This window comes from Acrocarpospora catenulata, from assembly GCF_018476525.1.
GTDB lineage: Bacteria > Actinomycetota > Actinomycetes > Streptosporangiales > Streptosporangiaceae > Acrocarpospora > Acrocarpospora catenulata.
On the sequence record NZ_JAHCST010000006.1, the window covers coordinates 33,147 to 51,568 of the forward strand.

The window sequence follows — 18,422 nt, forward strand, 5'->3', positions numbered from 1 at the left end:
TATTAGCCCAGGTCAGCGGTATATCCGTTGGAAATTTCTTCATTGCTACCGGGACCCCTGAAGAGCATCGTCAGCCGGTAGCGCTCCTTCATGTCGGCCAGCAGGTTGAGGATCTGCGCCTGCACCGACACATCGAGCGCCGACACCGGCTCGTCGCAGATGACGATCTCCGGATCGAGGACCATCGCCCGGGCGATCGAGATGCGCTGGCACTGCCCGCCGGAGAACTCGTGCGGCCGGCGCTCACCCGCGGTGTCCGGGTCGAGGCCGACGACCTCCAGGATCCTGCGCACCTTCGCGTCGATCTCGGCGGCGGACAGGTCGCCGGAGATGTGCAGCCCCTCCCCGACGATGTTCTTGACCTTCCTGAGCGGGTTGAGGGAGGAGATCGGATCCTGGAAGATCATCTGCATCCGCCGGCGGAGCCGCCGCAGCTCGCCGCCGCGCAGGGTGGTGAGCTCGCGCCCGTCCAGGCTGATGCTGCCCGCGGTGGGCGGGGGTAGCTGCATGACCGCCTTGGCGACGGTGGACTTGCCGCACCCGGACTCGCCGACCAGGCCGAGCGTCTCGCCCTGCCGGATGTCGAAGCTGACATCCGACACGGCGTGGACCTTCTCCGCCCGTCCGGTGGCGTACTCGACGCGGAGGTTGCGCACGGACAGCAGGGCTGCCTCCTCGTCGTGCAGGTGAGCGGTGCCGCTTCCGGCCATCAGAGTCTGCTCCCTTCCGTGACGGTGAGACCCGCCGCGGTACGTCCGTCGCGGAGGTTGGCCGCGAAGGCGGCCTCGCCTTCCGGTGTGCCCACCGGGAAGAAGCACGCGTGGCTGTGCGTGTCGTCGTCGCCCGTGCGCCGGAGCGCCGGGTCCTCGCTCAGGCAGCGTGGCCGGGCGTTGGGGCAGCGGGGGGCGAACCGGCAACCCGGCGGCGGATCGATGATGACCGGTGGACGGCCGGGTATGGCGTGTAGCCGGGTGTGGCTCGGCTCGGCGATGCGCGGGATGGAGCGGACCAGCGCGCGGGTGTAGGGATGCCGCATGGCGCCGAACAGCACGCGGGTGGGCGCGCGTTCCACGATCCGGCCGCCGTACATCACGGCGATCTCGTCGGCGTGCCCGGCGACCACTCCGAGGTCGTGGGTGATCAGGATCATGCCCATGCCGTTCTCCGCCCGCAGTTGGTCGAGCAGTTCGAGGATCTGCTGCTGGACCGTCACGTCCAGGGCGGTCGTGGGTTCGTCGGCGATCAGCAGCCGCGGATCGCACGAGACGGCGAGCGCGATGGTGACCCGCTGCCGCATCCCCCCGGAGAGGTTGTGCGGATACTGCCGCAGGCGCTTGGCCGGTTCCGGGATGCCGACCTGGCGCAGGAGGTCCTCGGCCCGGCGGCGCGCGGCGGCCCGGTCCATGCCGAGATGGTGGCGCAAGACCTCGGTGAGCTGCCTGCCGATGGTCAGCACGGGGGTGAGCGAGGTCATCGGGTCCTGGAACACCATCGAGACCTGGGAGCCCCACAGGTGCCGCGCCTGATCCTTGCTGATCGTCCGCAGGTCCTGCCCGTCCACGCTGATCCGCGAGTCGGGGAAGGTGAGCGCGTTGGGGGCGAGGATGTTCATGACCGCGCGCGCGAGGACCGACTTTCCCGACCCTGACTCGCCGACGACGCCGAGGGTCCTGCCTGGCCGCACGCTCAGGTCGACGCCGTCGACCGCGCGGACGAGGCCGCGGGGGGTGTCGAACCATACGCGCAGGTCGCGGATGTCGAGCAGCGACGGGGAGGTGCGGGTGCCGTTCGCGAAGAGCGTGCTCACAGCGCGGTCTCCTTTCCGACCTTGCCTCTGGCGTAGTCGCCCAGGCTGTTGAGGGAGAACACGGTGAGGAAGAAGAACCCGCCGGGGACCGCTACCAGGTGGGGGTGATCGGCGAGCTGGTCCCTGGCCGCCGCGATCATGCCGCCCCAGCTCGGTGCGGGCGGTGGCACGCCGAGGCCGAGGAAGCTGAGGCTGCCCTCGGCCACCACCAGCGCGGCGGCCACCAGGAGGGCGAACGACGTCACCGGCAGCATGACGTTGGGGAGGATGTCCCGGGTGAGGACGCGGATGTTGGTGGCGCCCATCGCGGTGGAGGCGGTGACGAACTCGCGGTTGGCGAAGGCGATGGTGTTGGCGCGGGCGATCCGGGCGAACGTCGGCACGCCGATGATCGCGAGTCCCACGACCAGGGTGAGGATGCTGGGCGGGGTCACGGCGGCGAGCGCGATCAGGAAGATCAGCGGCGGGAAGGCCAGCAGGACGTTGGTGCCGATCTCGAAGACCGAGTCGGTGAGTCCGCGCAGGTAGCCGGCGACCATGCCGAGTACCGTGCCCGCCGTGAGCGCGAGCAGCGTGGCGCCGATGGCGACGGCGAGCGAGACGCGCGCGCCGTAGATCACGCGGGCCAGTTGGTCGCGGCCGAGTGTGTCGGTGCCCAGCGGGTTCTCCAGCCGCAGTCCGGGCGCGAGTGAGAACTGGGAGGAGATGGCGTCCGGCGCCGGGATCGGCAGCAGGTCCGCGAAGATCGCGGCCAGCACGATCAGGGTGAGCCAGACGGCGGCGACGACCACCGCCAGATCGCGCCGTCGGCGCCGGCGGCGCACCATCGTGGGGGTCGCCGGGGGCCGCGACGCCGGTGCCGCTGCGCGCTCCCCCGTCGCCGTCATCGATTCTGCGTCCATGGGTCGTGCTCTCCTCAGGACTTCCGGACTCGGGGATCGAGTAGTGGGTACGACAGGTCCACCGCCGTGTTGAGGACCACGTAGACGGTGGCGACGAGAAGCACGATCCCCTGGACCATCAGGTAGTCACGACTGCTGATCGCGTTGATCACCAGGGTGCCCACGCCGGGCAGTGCGAAGAGGTTCTCGACGATCACGGTGCCGCCGATCAGCCTGGCCAGGCTGACGCCGAGCACGGTGACGAGGGAGAAGGAGGACGGGCGGAGCGCGTGCCCGAACAGGACCCAGGCGGTCGGCAGGCCCCGCGCGCGGGCGGCGAGCGCGAAGTCCTGCTGCAGGGTCGCGACCATGTCGTTGCGCAGGAGGCGGACGAACACCACGATCTCCGCGCTGGCCAGGGTCAGCACGGGCAGCGCCACGCTGCGCAGGTGCTCGCCCGCCCCTTCCTCCCAGGGCACCCAGCCGCTGACCGGGAACAGGCCCAGGGTGACCGCGCACACGAAGATGAGCAGGATGCCCATGAGGAAGTTCGGCACCGACAGCGTCAGCGACACCAGGAAGGTGACCACCCGGTCCAGTACGCCACCCGGCCGGTAGCCGGCGTACACCCCGAAGGGCACCGCCACGACGAGGGCCAGGAGGGTGGACAGGGCGGCCAGTTCGACGGTCACCGGCACCCGTTCGAGGATCGCCTGCGTCACCGGCAACTGGGTCTGGAAGGAGCGGCCGAGGTCCCCCTGGAGGGCGCCGCCCAGCCAGTGCAGGTAGCGCGCCACCATCGGGTCGTTGAGCCCGTACAGCTCCTCAAGCTGGGCCCGGGTCTCCGCGGTCGCCCCCTCCGGCAGCAGGGTGTCCAGCGGGTCCCCGGGGATCAGCTCCAGCAGGAGAAAGGCGGCGACACTCACCAGGAACAGGACGAGCACCAGCTTCGCCAGCCTGCGGAGCACCGCCAGCGCGGTGGCATTCATCCGGTACACCGTCTCGTTCTCCCTTGCTCACGGCGGTTCATGGTTCGGCTACGACTCGCGCCAGACCAGATCGGGGCGCATGAAGTAGGTGTAGGCGGGAACCACGCCGTGGATCTTCTTGGGGAAGAGCAGCTGGGCGACCGGGTAGTACCAGGGCTGGAAGGCCGCGTCCGCGGCAAGCTGCCGGGTCGCCTCCTTGTACGCCTCGGTCTGCGCGGCCGGTTCGGCGGCGGTGCGGGTCTTCTCCAGGGCCGTGTCGACGGCCGGGTTGGAGTACCCGGTGGTGTTCCGGGATGCCCCCGTGAAGAAGTAGTTGTGCAACTGGTCCGGGTTCACCCCTGACACCGCGAACGACTGCAGCTGGTAGTCGCCCCGCTGGGTGTCGGCGAACCAGGTCGCGTAGTCCTGCGAGACGAGCTCGACCTTCACGCCCTTTGCCTGCTGCAGCATGGCCTGGATCATCTGCGCCTGCCCGTCGGAGAACGCGGACCCGCCGATGTACTTGTAGGCGATGGTGACCTCGCTCTTGCCGGTCCTGGCCAGGTAGCCGTCGACCAGCCGCTGCGCCTCGGCGACGTCGTGCGTCGGCAGCTTGGCCTCGGGGTCGTAGATCCAGCTCGACTGGGGGGCGAGGGTGCGCGCCACGGTCTCCCCCGGATAGAACGCCTTGATCATCTGGTCCCCGTCGGCAAGGTGGGCCACCGCCTTGCGGATATCGGGATCGGCCAGGTCGCCCTTGGTGAAGCTCATACGGATCCCGGAACCGAGGATGTAGTTGAGTTCGGCGAGCTGGAAGCCGGCGTCCACACCCTTCTTCCCGAACTCGCCGCGGGTGGTCGCCATCACGTCGATCTCGCCGGTCCGCAGCGCGTTGAGCCGCTGGTCGTCGGCGTTGAGCACCTTGATGACGAACCGGTCCACGTACGGCCTCGGCTGGTCCCAGTAGCCGTCGTTGCGTACCAGGATCATCTGGGAGCCGCGTGCCCAGCTCTGCAGCTTGAACGGTCCCGCGCCCACCGGCTCGTTGGCGAAGTCGGGGCCCTTCTGCTGGATGGCGGCCGGGGACCCGATCATGGCCAGCTCACCCTGGAGCGCCCAGCGCAACTGGAAGTTGGGCTCCTTGAGCTCGGCCCGCAGGGTGAGCGGGTCGACGACGGTCAGCGTCATCGACTTGGCGACCAGGGCTCCCGGCGACAGGTTCTTCGGGTCGGCGGCGCGCTCCCAGTTGAACTTCACCGCCTCGGCGTCGAACGCCGTGCCGTCGGTGAACTTGACGTTCTGCCGCAGCTTGAGCGTCCAGGTCCTGCCGTCCTCGGTCTCGAAGGACTCCGCCATCCCCGGCTCGAACTTCTGGTCCGCCGCGTTGTAGTTGAGCAGCGTGCCGTAGATGGCCGAGCAGGCCAGCCAGTCGCCGGTGCCGCACCGTGCCGCGTCCAGATTGCTCGCGTCGCCGCTGAAGGAGTACGTCACGGTGCCCCCGCGCTGCGGCTCGCCGACGGGTGCCGTGGCCTGCTGCTGTTCGGGGGTCCCGCCGCCACATGCCGAAACCAGCGTTAACGCGGTGAAAGCGGCGACGAGGGGCGACGCCAACCGGGTCGAGGAAGTCGGCCTCATCGGTAGTTTCCTCTCAAGAGGGATGGATCAGGTGCATTAGATGGAGGAAACCCGCTTCGTGCAGCCATGGATCTCCGTCCACGCGGTCCTGGGTGTCGCCCAACCGGTCGGCGGGCGGGTGCCTGGAGCGCGGGCGAGTGGCGACCGCGATATCGGCCGCCCTTCCGGGTTATTTACTTGCGCGAAACGATACATCTACCTTGGCGGGTGGGCAACGGTGTTGTTCCCGCACCATCAGATACGTTCTGAACTGGTTATTTACTCTGCGTTGTAGCACCGGGCCGTACTCATGACCGGCGGAGGCAGCGATTTATATGCCTATTGCCAAGCAACTTTTTCGCAACGATGTTACCGTGGCGGGGATGCGGTCCGGACGTACTGCCAGGGCAACGTGCCCATGAGCAGCCGGTGCCGCCGGCCGGTCCGGGGCCGGTCGGCGTCGTACTCGTCGTCACCGGCCCAAACCATGGCCATGCCCGTGTCCTCGCGGATGACCCGCCCCGCGAAGCTCTCCGGCTCCCGTATGGAGAGCCTGCCCATCGCCTCGGCCACCGAGCCGTCCTGGCGCAGGTCGTACAGGGTGAGCCAGGTCGGCGGCAGTAGGGTCAGCCGGCCGTCCCCGTGCTCTCGCAAGGCCTCCTCGGGCGATAACCAGCGGTGGTCGAGGAGTTCCCGCCCGTCCACCACCACGTCGGCGGAGGGCGCCGGGGCGACGAAGACCCAGGTCCGGAACCGGCGCGGAGCCTGCTCGGGCGCCGTCCAGTGGGAGAACGGCACCATCGCGTCGGCGGCCACCAGCAGGCCGGCCTCCTCGGCCGTTTCACGGCTGGCCGCCCGGCGGGCCACGGTCTGCTGGTCATCGGCTGGTCCGGCATCGGCCGGATCCACCTGCCCGCCGGGAAAGACCCACGCTCCCGGGAAGCTGCCGGCGGAGTTGCGGCGCAGCAGCAGCACTTCAAGCCGACCGTCCCGGTCACGGATCAGCACGCAGGTGGCCGCGGTCGACAGGCCGGGCGTGCTCTGGTCGTTCATCGCCTCACCATCACGAACAGTCCGGTAGCCCGGGCGGTCACCACGTCGTCGGCCTGCACCGACGCCCACACCGTGGTCTTGCGCCCGGAAACCTCACGGGTGCCGGCCCGGACCGTCAGGGGACGGAACAGGGGCGTCCCCGCGAGGAAGTCGACGCTGAGGTTGGCGGTCATGCTGGCCCGGCCCACGCAGGCCAGGTAGATGCCCATGGCGTGGTCGATGAGTGCGGCGACGGTGCCGCCGTGCACGAGGCCGGGCGGCCCCGCGTAGGCTGCGCCCAGGGTGACCGTGCCGACGATCGTCTGATCGTCCATCTCCAGCAGTAGCGGCGGGGCGACCGGGTTGCAGCTGGCCCAGCCGTTGGCGGCCGGGGCGGGATCGGCCATCGTTCCGGTGACCGCCGCCGGAGGTTCCCTCGACCAGAACCACGGGTCGGGACGCGTGCGCCCGAGCAGCGTGCGCGTGATGTCCTGGAGCTGCCCGGCGATCACGGCGAGCTCGGCATGGCCGACGGCGGTGTGCATGACGCTGTCGAGCGTCTCTCGCATGGTGGTGACCAGCGCCTGGTACGCCGCCTGCGGGTTGGTTGCCGGGTTCACGCGACCACTCCGTCGCGGCGCAGCTCGTCCGCCGCACCGGCGTCCAGCCCGAGCTCGGTGAGAATGTCCGCGGTGTGCAGCCCGGGAGTGGGGGCCGGCTCGGGAAACGCCGTGGGTGTGTGGCTGAACCGGGGGGCCGGTGCGGGCTGGACCACACCGTCGACCTTGATGAAGGTGTCCCGGTCCCGGTGGTGCGGGTACTGCGGCGCCTCGGCCATGGACAGTACCGGAGCGAAGCACGCGTCGGTGTCCTCCAGCAACGCGCACCAGTGGTCCCGCGTGTGCTCGGCGAACCGCTCCGCGAACAGCGCCTTCATCCGCGGCCACTGGCTCTGGTCGTGCTGGGCGGGCAGGTCCGCCGGGTCCAGGCCGAGCGCGTCCAGCAGCCGCCGGTAGAAGGGCGCCTCGATCGCGGCGACCGCCACGTGCTCGCCGTCGGCGGTCTGGTAGACGTTGTAGAAGTGGGCGCCGGAATCGAGGATGTTGACGCCCCGCGTCACGCTCCACGAACCGGTGGCGAGCATGCTGTACATCTGGGCCATGAGCAGGGCCGAACCGTCGACCATCGCCGCGTCGACGACCTGGCCGCGTCCCGACCGGGACGCGGCCCAGAGCGCGCACATGACCCCGAGGGCCAGGAGCATGCCGCCGCCGCCGTAGTCGCCCACCAGGTTCAGCGGCAGGACCGGCGGGCCTGCCTCGACGCCGATGGCGTGCAGCGCCCCGGTGGTCGCGATGTAGTTCGCGTCATGACCTGCCAGGGACGCCTTGGGGCCCCGCTGTCCCCAGCCCGTCGCCCGGCCATATACGAGGGTGGGCCTGCGGCGCAGGCACACCTCCGGTCCGAACCCCAGACGTTCCGCGACTCCCGGGCGGAACCCCTCGATGAGGATGTCGCGGGTGTCGGCCAGGCGCAGCAGCACGTCCACGCCCCGGGGGTCCTTCAGGTCCAGCACGATCGACCGGCGGCCGCGCCCGACGACGTCCACGGCCGCCTGCCCGGGCCCGCCCGAGGCGGACGGCCGGTCCACCCGCACCACGTCGGCGCCGAGGTCGGCGAGCATCATGGCGGCGAACGGTCCTGGTCCCTGTGCGGCGATCTCCACTACCCGCAGCCCGGCCAGGGGTCCGCGGGGCGCCTTCGTTGTGGTCACAGGTGCTCACACCCCATCCGGTCGGCTGCCGATGACGTGTTCGGCCGCCAGCTTCTCGATCTCCGTCTCGGTCAGGCCCAGGACGCTGCCGAGGACTTCTCGGTTGTGCTGGCCCACCGTGGGCGCGGGCAGTCGCGACCACTGCCGGACGCCGCCGAACCGGAACGGCAGGACGGGCAGCGGGAGCTCCCCCGCCAGCGGATGGACGACCGGCTCGAACATGCCCGTCGCGGCGATCTGGGGCCGGCCGTGGACGCACCGGCTGTCGACCACGCGGCCGGCCGGCACGCCGAGCGCGACCAGGTCGCCGACCACCTCCTCCAGGACCCGCCCGGCGGCCCAGGCGGCCACCTCCGTGTCGATCAGGTCATGCTGCTGGCGGCGTCCCGCCTCGGTGGCCAGGCGCTCGTCGGCCGACCATCGGTCGATGCCGGTGTAGTCGCGCAGCGCGGCCCAGTGCGCGTCGGTGACGACCGACAGCGCCAGCCAGTTCTCCGTGCCGCGGCAGGCGTACACGCCCTGCGGGGCGATCCCGGCGGCGCGGTTGCCGTCCCTGGTCGGCAGCCGCCCGTACGCCGTGTAGGTGATGACCTGTCCGGCCGTCATCGTCAGCGCGGCGTCGACCAGCGGCGACTCGATCAGGGTCCCGGCGCCCGTGGCGTCCCGGGCGCGCAGGGCGGCCAGCAGTGCGAACGAGGCGTGCGCGCCGGCCATCGGGTCGGCCGGGCCGATCGTGTTCAGCGGCGGGCCGTCCGGGTAGCCGGTGGTCCAGCACATGCCGGAGAACTGCTCGACGGTCTGCGCGAAGCCGGTCATGTTCCGCATGGGACCGGTCAGCCCGAACGCCGGCATGCGCACCATCACCAGCCGGGGGTTGATCCGGCGCACCCCGTCCCAGTCGAGGCCGAGCTGTTCGAGCACCCGCGGGGAGAAGTTCTCCAGCAGCACGTCCGAGACCGCGATGAGGTCGCGGAACAGCTCCAGGCCGCGCGGGTGCGTCAGGTCCAGCGTGATCCCGCGCTTGTTGTGGTTGATGCCGAGGAAGAAGTTGCTGTGCTCCCACCAGTCGGCCGCGGTCGTCAACGTGCCGCCCACCATCCGGCAGCCGTCCACCCGCCGGGTGGACTCGATCTTGATGACGTCGGCGCCCAGGGACCCGGCGAAGGTGCCCACGAAGGACCCGGCCCACCATGACGTCAGGTCGAGTACGCGGACCCCGGCCAGGCTCGGTTGTCCCGGCGAACCGGGGTGCCGGGCCGTCGGCCGCCCGCCCAACCCCGGCGCACTTGCCGGTCCCGGCACCGGACGGCCGGACGCCGGCCGACGGCCGTCGAACAGGTAAGGCACGACCGGATGCCGGAAGCGGCCGGTCGCGTCGGAGGTATAGAGTTCCCTGGCCCGCACGTGCGGATCGTCGAGGAGCGTGCGCCCGTTGTGGACGGGAGCGGCGGGAATGCGGAAATCGGCGGCCATGCGCACGATCTCCGCCACGCTGTGCCGCCTGGTCCACTCCTGGACGGCGGCGTTCCACTCCTCGGCCCGGCGGTACCGGCCGTCGTAGGTCAGCATCTCCTCGTCGGCGAGCAGGTCCGGCCGTTCGATGAGGACCATGAAGTCCTCAAGGTTCTGCGCCGAGGCCAGGTTGAAGCCGACCCAGCCGTCGGCGGCGCGCTCGACGGACGGCGTCATGCGCCGGCGGGTGACGGAACCGAAGTCGTTCGTCTCGCGGATGGCAGCGGCGGCGTCGGTGAAGAGGTTGGTCACGTACGCCGTCACGTTCAGCAGCGACACGTCGATGAGCTCGCCGCGCCCGTGGCGTTCCAGGACGCGCAGGGCGGCCGCGGCGGCGGCCGCCGTCATCGCTCCGGCCGCCCAGTAGCCGGGCTGGTCGGCGGCCATCAGCGGGTACGACGTGGGGTCGCCGCGCATGGCCACCGAGCCGCCCTCCGCCTGCAGGATGAACTCGGAGTACGGCCGCTCGCCCGCGGACCAGGGGCCGGTGAGGCCCCACGGCGTGATGGAGGCCACGACCGTCGTCTCGGCGAGCCGGTGGAGGCGTTCGGCGGCCGACGCTGCCTCGCTCTCGACGATGACGACGTCGACGTCCCCGGGTGCCGCGGTGACCGCGTCGAGGTCGGCGAGGAAGGACTCCTTGCCCGCGGCCAGGAACGCGAAGAGGGCATCGGTCCGGCCGTCCTCCCCGGTGCGCATCGGGTGTCCGCCGGTCGGCTCCGCCAGCCGTACCTCGGCTCCCAGGTCGACGAACAGCTTGCCCGCGTACGCCCCGGCCAGGGTGCGCGAGAGCTCGACGACGCGGACGCCGGCCAGCGGCTGGGTTGAATCCTTCGGGACGCTCATCGACGCGTGTCCTTCTCCTGTTTCCTGGTCTCTCGTCGCTTCTGTCGTGGTCGGCTGCCTAGTCGCGGGCGAGCAGCGCGCCGACGTCACGCAGCTGGGCGGTGGGCCCGCCGAGGCGGAGCTCGTTCCGTTTGCCCAGGAGGCTGTAGCGGTGGACCGGGTAGTCGAGGTCCACGCTGATGCCGCCGTGCAGGTGCTGAGCGGCCTGGAGAATGCGCGGGCCGGCGTCGGCCGCCCACCACTTGGCGATGGCGAGTTCCTCCCGCGCGTCACCGTCCTGGTCGAGCAGCCACACCGCCTGCCAGGTGGTGAGCCGGATCGCCTCAAGGTCGATGTACGCGTCGGCGACGCGGTGCGCGACCGCCTGGAAGGTGCCGATCGGGCGGCCGAACTGCTCCCGCTCGCTCACGTACTCCGCGGTGAGGCGAAGCGACACGGCGCAGACGCCGAGCTGTTCGACGCAGACAGCGGCTGCCACCCGGTCGCGCAGCCAGGCGAGCGCCTCGTCCGCCTCGCCGGGCGGGAGGAGGACATCCTCGGCGGGGACCCGCACACCGGACAGCGTCACCCGGTGCGCGGGCCGGCCCGTCATCGTCTGCTGGGGTTCCAGCAGCACACCGGCGGCTTGCGGGTCGACGCAGAACAGGCCGGCCCGTCCCTGCTCGTCGTCCGCTGTCACCAGCACGCGCAGCGCGCGGTCGGCCAGCACCACCAGCGACCGCACGCCGCTCAGCGTCCAGTCCTCGCCGTCCCGGGCCGCCCGGACGGTGGCCCGCCCGTCCGGTCGGTCCGGCGCGGCCGTGAGGTACGCGGACCCGTCGGCCACCGAGGGAAGCAGCCGGGCACGCAGTTCCTTGGACCCGAACCTTTCAACCGGCAGGGCGGCCGACACGATCACGTCGATCAGAGGCAGGTGCGCCGCCGCCGCGCCGGCGCACTGAAGCACCAGGCAGAACTCAAGGAAGCCCGCCCCGCCGCCGCCCACGTCCTCCCCCAGAGCCATGCCCAGCAGCCCGGCGCGGGCCAGCTCCTGCCACAGCTCCTCATCCACCGGCGAGGCCCGGACGTCCAGCTCGCGCAGCCGCGCCGCAGTGGCCTTGTCGGTGAGAATCTGCTCGGCCAGCTGCTGGATCTCCAGCTGGTCGGCGTCGAACGAGAAGTCCATCGTGTCTCCTGTCATGCGTTGACGCGCCTCATCGCCGGGTCCGCGGAAGGCCCAGGCCGAGCTGCGCGATGAGGTCCCGCTGGATCTCGTTGGTGCCGCCGATGAAGGTGAGCACGTTGCCCGAGCGGTGGAACTTCTGGAGGTGCCCGCCCAGTACCGCCCCGGGTTCGCCGGAGGCGACCAGCGCGTCCTCGCCGACGACCTCCATCAGCAGCCGGTTGGCCTCCGCGTTGAGCTCGCTGCCGAACACCTTCGCCGCCGAGGCGTCACCCGGCGCCAGCTGCCCGCTGTCGAGCGAGCTGGCCAGCTTCAGGTTCAGCAGCCGGAGGAACTCGGTCTTGGCCCGCACCCGGGCCAGGTTGAGCCGGACCCATTCCTGGTCGATCAGGCGGCCGCTGTCGCCTTCCTGGGTGGCGGCCCACCGCGCGACCTGATCCAGCGACTTGCGGACGCCCGCCGTCGACACCAGCGCGACCCGCTCGGAGTTGAGCTGCCCGGTCATCAGCGCCCAGCCGTTGTTCTGACCCCCGATGCAGCTGTCCAGGGGCACCCGCACGCCGTCGAAGCCGACCGCGGCCACGGAGTGGTCGCCCACGGTGGCCAGCCGGGTGGAGCTGATCCCCGGCGAGTGGCGGGGCACCAGCAGCAGCGAGATGCCCTTGTGCTTGGGCGCGTCGGGGTCGGTCCGCACGGCGAGCCAGATGTAGTCCGCGGCTTCCATCATGCCGGTCCACAACTTCTGGCCGTGGATCACGTACTCGTTGCCGTCCCGCACCGCCCGGGTGCGCAGGGAGGCGAGGTCGGTCCCCGCCTCCGGCTCGGAGTAGCCGATGGCGAAATGCACTTCACCGGCGAGGATGCCCGCCAGGATGGTGCGTTTCTGCTCCTCGGTGCCGAACGCGGCGATGGCCGGGGCGACGCTGTTGATGGTCAGCAACGGGGTCGGCACGTCGGCGAACGCGGCCTCCTCGTTGAAGATGGCCTGCTCGACCATGGTGCGGCCCTGCCCGCCCAGTTCCTTGGGCCAGCCGATGCGCAGCCATCCGTCCTGGCCCAGCCGCCGGATGACCGCACGGTAGGCGTCGGTGGCCTCCGGCACCGAGTAGCCGTTGCGGAGCTGTTCGCGCAACTCGGGAGTCATGATCTGGTCGAAGTAGGCCCGGAGCTCTTCCTGGAGAGCTATCTGCTCGGGTGTGTATCGCAGGTACACCGCATGCCTCCTCATCCCCTCACCGCCGTCAGGGCGGGTTCATCACCAGCGGGGCTTCGACGGCGCCAGCCCAAGCTAGCCGGTGCCCGGCGCCCGTGTCGATACCTCTGGTAAACAATTTGACAGATAGCCAGCATCTGACATCCAGCCAGATCATAGGGCAACTTGAGGGTAGAGCGTGCCTACCTGAAAATGCTTGACATGTATGCCGCATATAAATGAACGTTGGACTGTGGTCAGCGCGGTGGAAGGACGGTCCGGGTCGGCGCCGTACGGCGGCCCGCCATGAGCCGGGGCGGAGCGTCCTCCTCCCGGGCGGTGGTGGCGTCACTCGCCGCGTGCGGACTGGTCGTGTCGATGATGTTCACGCTCGTGATGCCGCTGCTCCCGCGCTTCCCCGCACTGCTCCAGGCGAGCGTCGGGAACGCCTCCTGGATGGCGACCTCCACCATGCTCGCGGGCGCCGTCGCCACCCCGATCGTAGGCAGGCTCGCCGACATGTACGGCAAGCGGCGCATGCTGCTGGCCAGCCTCGCCGCGTTGGTGACGGGCTCGGTGATCTGCGCCCTGGCCCCTGGCCTGGCGCCCATGCTCGCCGGTCGCGTCCTGCAGGGCGCCGCGAGCGGCGTCATCCCGCTGGGGATCAGCATCCTGCGGGACCGGCTGCCGGCGGCCCAGGTGCCCATGGCGATCGGCGTGATCAGCTCCACCGTGGGCATGGGCGCGGGTGCGGGCCTGCTGGCCGGCGGCCTCGTCGTCGATCACCTGCCATGGCGAACCGTGTTCTGGCTGTCCGCCGCCGTCGGCGCGGTCTCCGCCACGGTGGCGTACGCCGTACTGCCCAGCGCGGAACCGGCCGGCCGCGGCCGGGTGGACTGGATCGGCTCGGCAGGGCTCTCCGTCGTCCTCCTCGGCGTGCTCATCCCGATCACCAAAGGCGCCGAGTGGGGCTGGGGCAGCTGGTTCACCCTGCTGGCGCTCACCCTCGCCGTACTGGTCGCCCCCCTGTGGAGCGCGTACCAGCTGCGCACCCGGCACCCGATCGTGGACCTGCGCGGAGCCGCCGCGCCACCGGTGCTGCTGTGCCACGTGGCCGCAGGCTTCATCGGATTCGCCGGGGTGGCCAACTTCCTGGCTACCACCGTCATGGTGCAGCTGCCCACTTCGACCGGGTACGGGTTCGGCGCCTCCCTCACCACGGTCGGGTTCTGCCTGCTGCCGGGGACGATGGTCTTCCTCGTCCTGTCCCCTGTGTCCGCACGCCTGGTCCATGCGCGGGACGCGGCCTTCCCCCTGGTTCTCGGGAGCCTGGTGATGGGTGCGGGCTATGTCCTGCGTCTCAACGCCACCGACAGCCTGTGGCACATCGCGATCACCTCCCTGATCACGGCCTCCGGGGGAGCCCTCACCTTCGCCGCGTTGCCCGGGCTGCTGATGGAGCATGTGCCCCGCCGGGACACGGCCGCCGCGAACGCCATCAACGCCCTGTTCCGCGCCATCGGGAGCGCGCTGGCCAGCGCCACCCTGGCCGGCCTGCAGACCGGGTTCAGCGCCGGCGGCGACGGCCACCCGGCGGGCACGGCCTTCACCGTCTTCTTTGTCACCGCCGCCGGGGCCGCGCTGGCCTGCGCACTGTTGGCGAGCGTGGTGCGCCGCTTCCCACCTCGGCCGAATCTATGACTGCCCTGTAGCATCTATGTCACATGCGGGTTATCTCCGTCCGCCGATCGGGCCAGCGGCGCCACCTCGCGAAGGGTTGCGCAGCATTCATCCGACATATGCCGTACGCTTGACATCATGAGAGCGGACACCAGCCACAACGTGGCCGCAGTGGCGCGGTTCGTGCACCTGATCGCGGCCAGCGCCCGCAGCCTGAAGCAGAACGCCCGGTTGCGAGCGAACTCCGGCCTCGATGTCACCTTCACCGACACCCACGCGCTGACGCTGCTCGATGTCGAGGCGCCGATAACGATCGGCGAAGCCGCGGTCCGGCTTGAGGTCGACCCCTCCCGGGCAAGCCGGCAACTGTTCCACCTCGAGTCACTCGGGCTGATCGAGCGGACGGCGGACGCGCGCGACGGGCGCAGCAGCCGGGTCGCCACCTCCGAGGCCGGGCGGCGGGTCGTCGCGTCCTGGCGCGAGGTCTGGACCAACGACTACCTGGTCGCCCTGGCCGACTGGAGCACCGAGGACATCGTCACCCTGACCACCTACCTGCGGCGGCTGCACCACGACCTGACCGCGACCGAGTCCGGCCCCGAGCGGGCACCGGCCGGCCCGCCCGCGCCCGCCGACGAGGCGGCGGTGACCAGCCGCCAGCGCGCCCTCGACGAGTTCCGCCCGGTCATCCTGCAGTTCGTGGAATGGGCAGGGGCGGCGGCGCACAGCCCCACCAGCCACCGCAACCTCCTCAAGGAGACCAAGTCGCCGGTGCCGATGCGGACGGTGGACGCCCTCCGGGTGATCGCCCGCCACGGTCCGCTGCCCGTGTCCGAGCTGGCCGAGCGGATGAACATGGAGTCATCCCGGATCAGCAAGCACACCCGCGACCTGGAGACCCACGAGCTGATCGAGCGCGCCAAGGACCCGCTGGACCGCCGCAGCAGCCGGCTGAAGGCGACCCGCAAGGGCGTCGCCCTGATCACCCGGGTCAACGAGGTCCAGCAGGCGGGGATCGCACAGGCCGTCCGCACCTGGTCGCGGGAGGATGTCCAGCAGGTGATGAGTCTGCTCGACCGCTATATCCGCATCCTGGCGACCGGGCACGTCGACGCGGCCGGATGGTCGGTCCCCTCCTCCTCGCCTCTCGCGGCGGCCGCACTCCGCGCGGCCTCGCTGGACGAGCCGACGAAGGCCCGCTGAACCCGGAGCCCGCGGTTCCCGATGCCATGAGCGGCCGCTCGGCGCTCGGTGACTGGGCCGCGTCCGGCGCGATGGCGCTCACCGGCCGGCGCGGCGGGCCGCCGTGCGCCGCTCCGGGAGCGCCCGCGTCGGCGGTGCGGCGCGCGCTGCGGCGCGTCGCCGAGGCCACCCTGCACCGGACCGGCGTGGTGCCGAGGTTGCCCGGCGTAGGGCTGCTGGGCGAGCGCGCGGCGATCGCGGGATTCACCCGCAACGGCCCCTGGTCGTGTGGCGGCGCCTTCCGGGCGCTGCCCACCGTCGACGGCTGGGTGGGCCTGTCCCTTCCCCGGGACAGCGACATCGACCTCGTCCCCGCGCTGATCGAGGGGAATGCCGGGCCTGACCCGTGGGCGGCGGCCGGTCGGTGGGCCGGCCGGCAGCGCGCGGCCGACGTCGTCGCGCGTGCCCGCCTGCTCGGACTGGCCTGCTCCGCGCCGGGGGTTGCCGAGGCGGGCCGCCCGGCCGTATCGCTGACGCCGGGCCGGACCAGGCCGCGCATGCGCGATCGTCCCCTCGTCGTGGACCTGTCCGCGCTGTGGGCCGGGCCACTCTGCGCCCACCTGCTGGGCCTCGGCGGCGCCGAGGTGGTCAAGGTCGAGGACGTGCGACGTCCCGACGGCGCGCGCCGGGGCCCCGCGAGGTTCTTCGACCTGCTGCACGGCGGCCATCGCATGGTGTCGTTGAACTTCGCCGACGCCGGAGACCTCGCGAGGCTGCGGACGCTGATCGCCGGCAGCGACCTGGTGATCGAGAGTTCCCGCCCGCGCGCCCTCGCCCAGCTCGGCATCGACGCCCACGAGGTGGTGGCCTCGGGAACCTCGTGGCTGTCGATCACGGCCCGCGGCCGCGCGTCGAACACCATCGGCTTCGGCGACGACGTCGCGACCGGGGCCGGCCTGTTCGTGGCGGACGGCGGCACGATCCTGCCCTGCGGCGACGCCATCGCCGACCCGCTCACCGGTTGCGCGGCCGCAGCCGCCGCGGCGGAGGCGCTGCTACGCCCGGCGTCCGCACTGATCGACGTCTCGATGCACCACGTGGCGGCCGAGGCGGCGGAGGGCGCGGTCGAACCGCACACCGTGACGCGCGTGGGCGGCCGATGGTGGGTGCACACCGACGGCGGCCGGTTCCCCGTCGCTCCGCCCGTCGGCCGGATCCCCCGCCTCGCCGCCGGGCGTTCCGGCGCGGACAACGCCGAGATCCTGCCGTGAGTCCCTCAGGCGCGTCGCATGGCGAACCCGGCGATCGTCGCCCCGGCAAGCGCCAGACCGCTCGCCGTCAGGAAGGCGGCATGCAGGCCGGCCGCGAAGGTGGCCGGGCCCGCCGAGGCCGTGACGGCCATGATGCCCGCGATGGCCACCACGGACGCGAAGACGGCGATGCCCACGATGCCACCGCCCATCTGCAGGAACTTGATCAGCCCGGACACCACGCCCGCGTTGTGCGGCTCAGCCCCGGCCAGCGCGGCCACCGTCGCGGCCACCGTCGACAGTCCGCCGCCGAAACCGATCAGCAGCATCGGTGGCAGCACGTCCACCCAGTAGGACAGGCCGGAGGACGGCTGCCGCGCGTAGACGGCGAGCCCCGCGGCGAGCACCAGCATGGCCACGACCACGACCCGGCCCGCTCCGAACCGGTCGATGAGCGGCCTGGCCAGGCCCAGCGAGACCAGCCCGATGGCCACGTTGATGGGGATGAACGCCAAGCCGGTGTCCCAGCTGTCGTAGTGCAGCACGCTCTGCAGGTACTGGGTCTGGAGGAAGAACTGGCCGAGCAGACAGGCGCTGGCGATGCCCAGCACGACCCCGCTGCCGATGATCGGCCGTGACCTGAGCATCCACAGCGGGACCAGTTCCGCGCGGCCGATGCGCTGCGCGAGAGCGAAGCCCGCCAGTGACAGGGTTCCGGCGACCGCCATGATGCCCGTGAACGTGGAAGGGCGGCCGCTCTCGCCGACGCTGACGATGGCCGTGACCCAGGCCGCGAGACCGCCGGCCACGAACACCCCCGGCACGACGCCGATCTCCCGGCGGGCCGGGACGGCGTCGGCGGTCAGGAAGACCCGTCCGAGGACCAGGACGGCGAGCCCGAGCGCGACGTTGATGCCGAAGATCCAGCGCCACCCCATCCAGTGGGTGATCGCACCGCCCACCACCAGGCCGAACGAGGAGCCGAGGATGGAGCCCACGGTGATGATCGACAGGGCCTTCGCGCGGGCGCCCTCCCGCGTGTACATCCGGGCCAGGATCGCCAGTTCCACCGCGGTCGCCAGGGACGCGCCGAATCCCTGGCCGACGCGCGAGAGCACGAGCCCGGCCGCGCTCGCGCTGAGGCCGCAGGAGGCCGAGGCCACCACGAAGACGGTGACACCGAGCAGGAAGATCCGTCGCGGGCCGAACACGTCGCAGAGGCGTCCGGCGATCAGCAGGGTCGCCGTCAGCGCGACCAGGTAGCCGTTGAGCACCCAGGACACCGTGGACGTGCCGAAGCCGAGGGCCAGCCGCATCTCCGGCAGGGCGACGTTGACGATCGTCACGTCGGAGGAGTTCATCGCCTGGGTCAGGCAGAGGGTGAACAACGCGACGCTCCGCCGGAACGCCGGGGGGATCCGCTCACCCATTCCGGCACCCCGTACGAACGTGGAAGGGCCGGCGGACGGCCACACACAGTTGCGAGAAGACCATCCCCGGCCTGTCCAATCCGGTGTTGTCG

15 protein-coding genes are annotated in these 18,422 nt (G+C 71.2%); 3 read left to right on the forward strand and 12 right to left on the reverse strand.

Going from position 1 to position 18,422, the window contains the following annotated elements; translation table 11 throughout:
- Positions 1–2: 2 nt before the first annotated feature.
- The 11 genes from KIP79_RS08015 to KIP79_RS08065 form a co-directional block, all read right to left on the reverse strand.
- On the reverse strand, positions 3–710 hold the full coding sequence (locus tag KIP79_RS08015) for an ATP-binding cassette domain-containing protein (RefSeq protein ID WP_214104048.1): 708 nt from the start codon (positions 708–710) through the stop codon (positions 3–5).
- Positions 710–1,807, reverse strand: coding sequence for an ABC transporter ATP-binding protein (locus KIP79_RS08020; RefSeq protein ID WP_214104049.1), 1,098 nt, complete (start codon positions 1,805–1,807; stop codon positions 710–712). The genes KIP79_RS08015 and KIP79_RS08020 overlap by 1 nt, the downstream gene beginning before the upstream one ends.
- A complete protein-coding gene (locus KIP79_RS08025) occupies positions 1,804–2,709 on the reverse strand; it encodes an ABC transporter permease (RefSeq protein WP_214104050.1) in 906 nt (301 codons plus the stop codon). Before KIP79_RS08025 ends, KIP79_RS08020 begins: the two co-directional genes overlap by 4 nt.
- 14 nt (positions 2,710–2,723) lie before the next feature.
- Positions 2,724–3,677 (reverse strand): ABC transporter permease, encoded by a 954-nt coding sequence (locus KIP79_RS08030; protein ID WP_250212896.1) that lies wholly within the window; start codon positions 3,675–3,677, stop codon positions 2,724–2,726.
- 48 nt (positions 3,678–3,725) lie between these two features.
- A complete protein-coding gene (locus KIP79_RS08035; protein ID WP_214104052.1) occupies positions 3,726–5,291 on the reverse strand; it encodes an ABC transporter substrate-binding protein in 1,566 nt (521 codons plus the stop codon).
- 348 nt (positions 5,292–5,639) lie between these two features.
- Entirely contained in the window at positions 5,640–6,323 is a 684-nt protein-coding gene (locus KIP79_RS08040; RefSeq protein ID WP_214104053.1) for an NUDIX hydrolase, read from the reverse strand.
- Positions 6,320–6,922, reverse strand: coding sequence for a PaaI family thioesterase (locus KIP79_RS49280; protein WP_214104054.1), 603 nt, complete (start codon positions 6,920–6,922; stop codon positions 6,320–6,322). The genes KIP79_RS08040 and KIP79_RS49280 overlap by 4 nt, the downstream gene beginning before the upstream one ends.
- A complete protein-coding gene (locus KIP79_RS08050) occupies positions 6,919–8,076 on the reverse strand; it encodes a CaiB/BaiF CoA transferase family protein (protein ID WP_214104055.1) in 1,158 nt (385 codons plus the stop codon). The genes KIP79_RS49280 and KIP79_RS08050 overlap by 4 nt, the downstream gene beginning before the upstream one ends.
- Before the next feature lie 6 nt (positions 8,077–8,082).
- Positions 8,083–10,434 (reverse strand): CaiB/BaiF CoA-transferase family protein, encoded by a 2,352-nt coding sequence (locus KIP79_RS08055; protein ID WP_214104056.1) that lies wholly within the window; start codon positions 10,432–10,434, stop codon positions 8,083–8,085.
- A gap of 58 nt (positions 10,435–10,492) precedes the next feature.
- On the reverse strand, positions 10,493–11,599 hold the full coding sequence (locus KIP79_RS08060) for an acyl-CoA dehydrogenase family protein (RefSeq protein ID WP_214104057.1): 1,107 nt from the start codon (positions 11,597–11,599) through the stop codon (positions 10,493–10,495).
- A 28-nt stretch (positions 11,600–11,627) separates the two neighbouring features.
- The gene (locus KIP79_RS08065) at positions 11,628–12,809 is read right to left on the reverse strand and encodes an acyl-CoA dehydrogenase family protein (protein ID WP_214104058.1); all 1,182 of its coding nucleotides are present in this window, start codon (positions 12,807–12,809) and stop codon (positions 11,628–11,630) included.
- Between the two features lie 285 nt (positions 12,810–13,094).
- Here KIP79_RS08065 and KIP79_RS08070 point away from each other — a divergent pair, with 285 nt between their 5' ends.
- The 3 genes from KIP79_RS08070 to KIP79_RS08080 all read left to right on the forward strand — a co-directional run bounded on the left by KIP79_RS08070 (position 13,095) and on the right by KIP79_RS08080 (position 16,921).
- A complete protein-coding gene (locus tag KIP79_RS08070; protein ID WP_214104059.1) occupies positions 13,095–14,489 on the forward strand; it encodes an MFS transporter in 1,395 nt (464 codons plus the stop codon).
- A gap of 117 nt (positions 14,490–14,606) precedes the next feature.
- The gene (locus KIP79_RS08075; protein WP_214104060.1) at positions 14,607–15,671 is read left to right on the forward strand and encodes a MarR family winged helix-turn-helix transcriptional regulator; all 1,065 of its coding nucleotides are present in this window, start codon (positions 14,607–14,609) and stop codon (positions 15,669–15,671) included.
- A gap of 26 nt (positions 15,672–15,697) precedes the next feature.
- Complete coding sequence (locus KIP79_RS08080; protein ID WP_214104061.1) at positions 15,698–16,921, forward strand: CoA transferase; 1,224 nt, start codon at positions 15,698–15,700, stop codon at positions 16,919–16,921.
- Positions 16,922–16,926: 5 nt separating this feature from the next.
- Here the strand turns inward: KIP79_RS08080 and KIP79_RS08085 are convergent, their stop codons facing one another.
- Positions 16,927–18,330 carry an MFS transporter gene (locus KIP79_RS08085; RefSeq protein WP_214104062.1) on the reverse strand — a complete coding sequence of 468 codons (1,404 nt, stop codon included), beginning with the start codon at positions 18,328–18,330 and terminating at the stop codon, positions 16,927–16,929.
- Positions 18,331–18,422 lie beyond the last annotated feature (92 nt).

Excerpts from the sequence above, each read along its gene's own strand:
- KIP79_RS08055 (WP_214104056.1), bottom strand. The coding sequence starts at position 10,434 with ATGAGCGTCCCGAAGGATTCAACCCAGCCGCTGGCCGGCGTCCGCGTC.
- KIP79_RS08030 (WP_250212896.1), bottom strand. The coding sequence starts at position 3,677 with ATGAATGCCACCGCGCTGGCGGTGCTCCGCAGGCTGGCGAAGCTGGTG.
- KIP79_RS08035 (WP_214104052.1), bottom strand. The coding sequence starts at position 5,291 with ATGAGGCCGACTTCCTCGACCCGGTTGGCGTCGCCCCTCGTCGCCGCT.
- KIP79_RS08085 (WP_214104062.1), bottom strand. The coding sequence starts at position 18,330 with ATGGGTGAGCGGATCCCCCCGGCGTTCCGGCGGAGCGTCGCGTTGTTC.
- KIP79_RS08040 (WP_214104053.1), bottom strand. The coding sequence starts at position 6,323 with ATGAACGACCAGAGCACGCCCGGCCTGTCGACCGCGGCCACCTGCGTG.
- KIP79_RS08015 (WP_214104048.1), bottom strand. The coding sequence starts at position 710 with ATGGCCGGAAGCGGCACCGCTCACCTGCACGACGAGGAGGCAGCCCTG.
- KIP79_RS08060 (WP_214104057.1), bottom strand. The coding sequence starts at position 11,599 with ATGGACTTCTCGTTCGACGCCGACCAGCTGGAGATCCAGCAGCTGGCC.
- KIP79_RS08025 (WP_214104050.1), bottom strand. The coding sequence starts at position 2,709 with ATGGACGCAGAATCGATGACGGCGACGGGGGAGCGCGCAGCGGCACCG.
- KIP79_RS08075 (WP_214104060.1), top strand. The coding sequence starts at position 14,607 with ATGAGAGCGGACACCAGCCACAACGTGGCCGCAGTGGCGCGGTTCGTG.
- KIP79_RS08070 (WP_214104059.1), top strand. The coding sequence starts at position 13,095 with ATGAGCCGGGGCGGAGCGTCCTCCTCCCGGGCGGTGGTGGCGTCACTC.
- KIP79_RS08080 (WP_214104061.1), top strand. The coding sequence starts at position 15,698 with ATGAGCGGCCGCTCGGCGCTCGGTGACTGGGCCGCGTCCGGCGCGATG.